The sequence below is a fragment of the Microcystis sp. LE18-22.4A genome (assembly GCF_027531105.1).
Lineage (GTDB): Bacteria > Cyanobacteriota > Cyanobacteriia > Cyanobacteriales > Microcystaceae > Microcystis > Microcystis aeruginosa.
In genome coordinates, this window is record NZ_JAPZRB010000371.1 from 1 (window position 1) to 4,389 (window position 4,389).

General features: G+C 39.1%; 1 protein-coding gene. It reads left to right on the forward strand.

Features of this window, described 5'->3' with window-relative positions; genetic code table 11:
* A partial coding sequence (locus tag O9295_RS16615) for a Calx-beta domain-containing protein (RefSeq protein WP_288033960.1) occupies window positions 1-4,389 on the forward strand: 4,389 nt, incomplete at both ends.

Sequence of the window (4,389 nt, forward strand, 5' to 3'; positions counted from 1 at the left end):
TTTAGTCAACTTCCTGAGATTGAGGTTGTCAACAGCAGTGTTTTAGGTAGTGCAAATGGCGCTTATGGGATTAGCACCAATAAGATATATCTATCTGAAAGCTTTTTTGCTTCTGCTAGTTCAGATGCTTTGGTTGCGGTGATGTTGGAAGAAATTGGGCATTTTGTGGATGCTCAAGTTAATAGGGTGGATACGGTGGGGGATGAGGGAGAATTATTTTCTCATCTGGTGAGAGGGGTTAATTTAACTGAGGCTGAGTTAACTTATATTCAAACAGAAGATGATCGTTCTGTTATTGATTTAGGGGGACAATTTATAGGGGTTGAACAAACAGCACCAATTACTTTAATTGTCAATACTACTATAGATGAGAATGATGGAAGTGCCACTATTGGGAGTGGTTTATCCTTGCGGGATGCTGTTACAATTGCTAATCAAAGTCCTAATACTCCCTATATTATTAAGCTGAAATCAGGAACGACTTATGAATTGACTTATGTTAATGATACGACAACAGGCGATCGCAGTTTGAAGACACAAGGTACGATTACCATTGAAACTGATGGAACAGCACTAGCTTCTATTGTTAATAATGCTAGTCCTATCTCTGGGCAGACAAATAAAAATTCTATTATAAGTAACTCTTATAGTAAAAGACTTGGAGTTACATTAAATAATCTCTATATCAGCAACAAAGCAGGAAGGGGAATTTACAACGACTACTGGGGAACATTAACATTAACCAACAGTACAATAACAGGTAATACGATTGATTATAGTTCTGGAGGGGGAATTTACAACCAATACGCGGGAACATTAACAATAACCAACAGTACAATATCTGGTAATAAGGCTCATAGTGATGATGATGATATATACACCGTGGGCAGTGGAGGGGGAATTTACAACACTGGAACATTAACAATAACCAACAGTACAATATCTGGTAATACGGCTGATGGTGGAGGGGGAATTTCCAACTGGGGAACATTAACATTAACCAACAGTACAATATCTGGTAATACGGCATCTGGTAATTCGGTTAATGATCATGGAGGGGGAATTTTCAGCGATGGAACATTAACAATAACCAACAGTACAATATCTGGTAATACGGCTGATGGTGGAGGGGGAATTTTCAACCAAGATGGAACATTAACAGTAACCAACAGTACAATATCTGGTAATACGGCTGATGATGGAGGGGGAATTGACAACTGGGGAACATTAACAATAACCAACAGTACAATATCTGGTAATACGGCTGATGGTGGAGGGGGAATTTCCAACACTGGAACATTAACGTTAACGAATAACATTATTACTAGCAATAGTGCCCCTTACGGTGGTGGTATTTACAATGGGGGTACATGGAGTTCAAATAGTATTATTAGTGGAAATACTTCGAGCAAAGTTTGGTATATAGACCCAAATGGACGTTCAACTGCGTCCGAATCCAGCTGGATTAATGGTAAATGGATAGCAAATCCAATAGATCCAAAATATCCAAATATATATGATAGTGGCACTTTTACCGCACTCCCACCCACACCTAATCCTCCACCTAAACCAACGATATCAGTCAGTAATGCGTGGGTCGATGTTCCCGCAGGGACTAATCAAACAAAAGTGCTTAAATTCGAGGTTAAACTATCCTCAGCCTATGATAAACCGATAACCGTTGATTACTATACCCTTGATGGAAGTGCCAATTCAATAGACTCTAAGCAATTAAAAGATTTTAACAATGTTGTCAAACAAACCCTCTCCTTTTTCCCAGGAGAAACCAGCAAACAAATAGAAATTACCGTTTTAGGAAGTGCGCCTCCTACCGACCAAACCTTTGAGATTTTGGCTAGAGACACCGCTTATCGTGATTGGACAGATACGGACAAAGGCAAAGAAGTAGATAAGATCTATGACTATAGTGACCTGGGTTACGAAGGCTATCGTATCAATAAAGTTTTCAAAGATTCTACCACAGGATTTGATGCTTTTGGTTTAACTTCTGATGAAAAATTCTTTCTGGTTTTAGCCAATCCCCTTAATGCCAATGAATTTACATCCAGTAGCAATAACTTACTGCAAGATATTGCCAATACTTCAGGCGGTAACAATACCGCCGCCTATACTGCTGGACAGAATCTAATCAACCAACTCACCAGCACCAATCAATCCTATACCTTCACTGATGGCACAATTTATGACCTTGCTAAACCTCCTGTTTTAGCCATTCGGGGTACTGTATTCTCATCTGGTAAAGATTTATTAAGTGATACTGAAACCGAAGGAGTTGGCTATAATCAATTTACTAACAATAAAGCCGCAGTCAATCAATGGCTTTCAGAAGTATCTAATCCCGTAAGCGGATTGACTCTAAAACCTAATATTACAGGACATAGTTTAGGTGGTGCATTAAGTCAGTGGGTAGGGGGTAGTTATACAGGACAACTCGGAAAGATTGTTACTTTCAATAGTCCGGGTATTTCTCAACAACCCAGCATTAATTTTAACGCTACTAATAACTTAGGTGTAACCCATTACATAACTTCGTCCGATTTGGTTAGCATTGCAGGTTCAAAATATCTGAGTGGAGTCTGGAACTTAGAAAAATATTCAAAACTAACATCTGCAATTACTTTTGAAAAACATTCAGTTCCCGTCTTAAATCAAACTATTACAAGAACTAATTTGTCAAAGCCGACAGATTTAACCCGGAAAGTTGCCAACGGAAATACTACTGATTTAAGTAGTTACTGGTTTACATATTTGCCTGATGCTGATTATTTTGCTCTTCAAGCAGCCGTTACTCTAATAAGTCCAATTCTGGGTGCAGCTTTAACTTATCGTGGAACCGTTGAACTGAATCGACAAGCAATCGGAAGTGCCATTAATAGTCTTGGAAATATATCCGATGCAGTAACATCCGCTTACAACGCAGCTAAATCTTGGACTTCAGATGCGTGGAATGCGATTATTGGACAGTCTGACAAGAAACTTGGTTTATCTCCATCAACTGCAAATCAAAGCAATTCAACGCAAACGCTTGCATCATCTTTTCTGGACACAAATAGCTATGAAATAGCAACAACAGCTACAGCATCACAGACAATTGATAACTTTTGGGATGCCATACCTGATTGGGGAGATAACGCTTGGCAAGCTACAACTAAATGGTCAGGAGATGCTTGGAACAGTATTGATGAATGGACACCCCAAACTTGGCAAGCAACAACTACCTGGACAGCAGCCGATTGGGATAAACCATTCTTTACTATCTCCAATCCGACAATTAAAGAAAACAATTCAGGAACAAATAACCTGATATTTAAAGTTACATTGTCAACCACAAGTACCCAAACAATTACCGTAAATTATGCCACTGCTAATAACACAGCAACAGCAGGAAGCGACTATACAGCTAAAACAGGGACTCTCACCTTTACACCTGGACAAATCAGCCAAGATATTATTATTTCCGTCAATGGTGATACTGCAATTGAACCGGATGAGACTTTCTTGATTAACCTTGCTAATCCTAGCAATGCGCTGATTACCGATAATCAAGGATTAGGAACAATTACCAATGATGATGGTGATAATACCAGTGTCACCCCAATCGAAGCTTTCGGTAACACCAAATTAGTCAAAGATGCGACTAATAAACTTTACACCCAAATTGACAATAATAACCCCATCGCCATCAAAAATGGTGCCACTCAGATTACCACAAATATCTACCCAGGTTGGCAAACTCTAGCAGCAGAAACCGTCAACGGAGTCAATCAAGTTTTATGGAAATATAACGATAGTAATCATCTCCACTTGTGGAGTTTAGATAATAACTGGAATTGGCAATCTTCAAGCGGATGGTGGGGATTAAATTCCCCGGAAGCTTTTACTCAAGAAACCAACTTCCAACAAGACTTTAATAGTGATGGAATCATCGGTCAACCCTACACCCCAATCGAAGCTTTCGGTAACACCAAATTAGTCCAAGACACGACTAATAAACTTTACACCCAAATTGACAATAATAACCCCATCGCCATCAAAATTGGTGCAACTCAGATTACCACAAATATCTATCCAGGTTGGCAAACTCTAGCAGCAGAAACCGTCAACGGTGTCAATCAAGTTTTATGGCAATATAACGATGGTAATTATCTCCACTTGTGGAGTTTAGATAATAACTGGAATTGGCAATCTTCCACCGGATGGTGGGGATTAAATTCCCTGGAAGCTTTTACTCAAGAAACCAACTTCCAACAAGACTTTAATGTTGATGGAATTATCGGTTCACCCTACACCCCAATCGAAACCTTTGGTAACACCAAATTAGTCAAAGACACAACTAATAAACTTTACGCACAAATTGGCAATAACAAT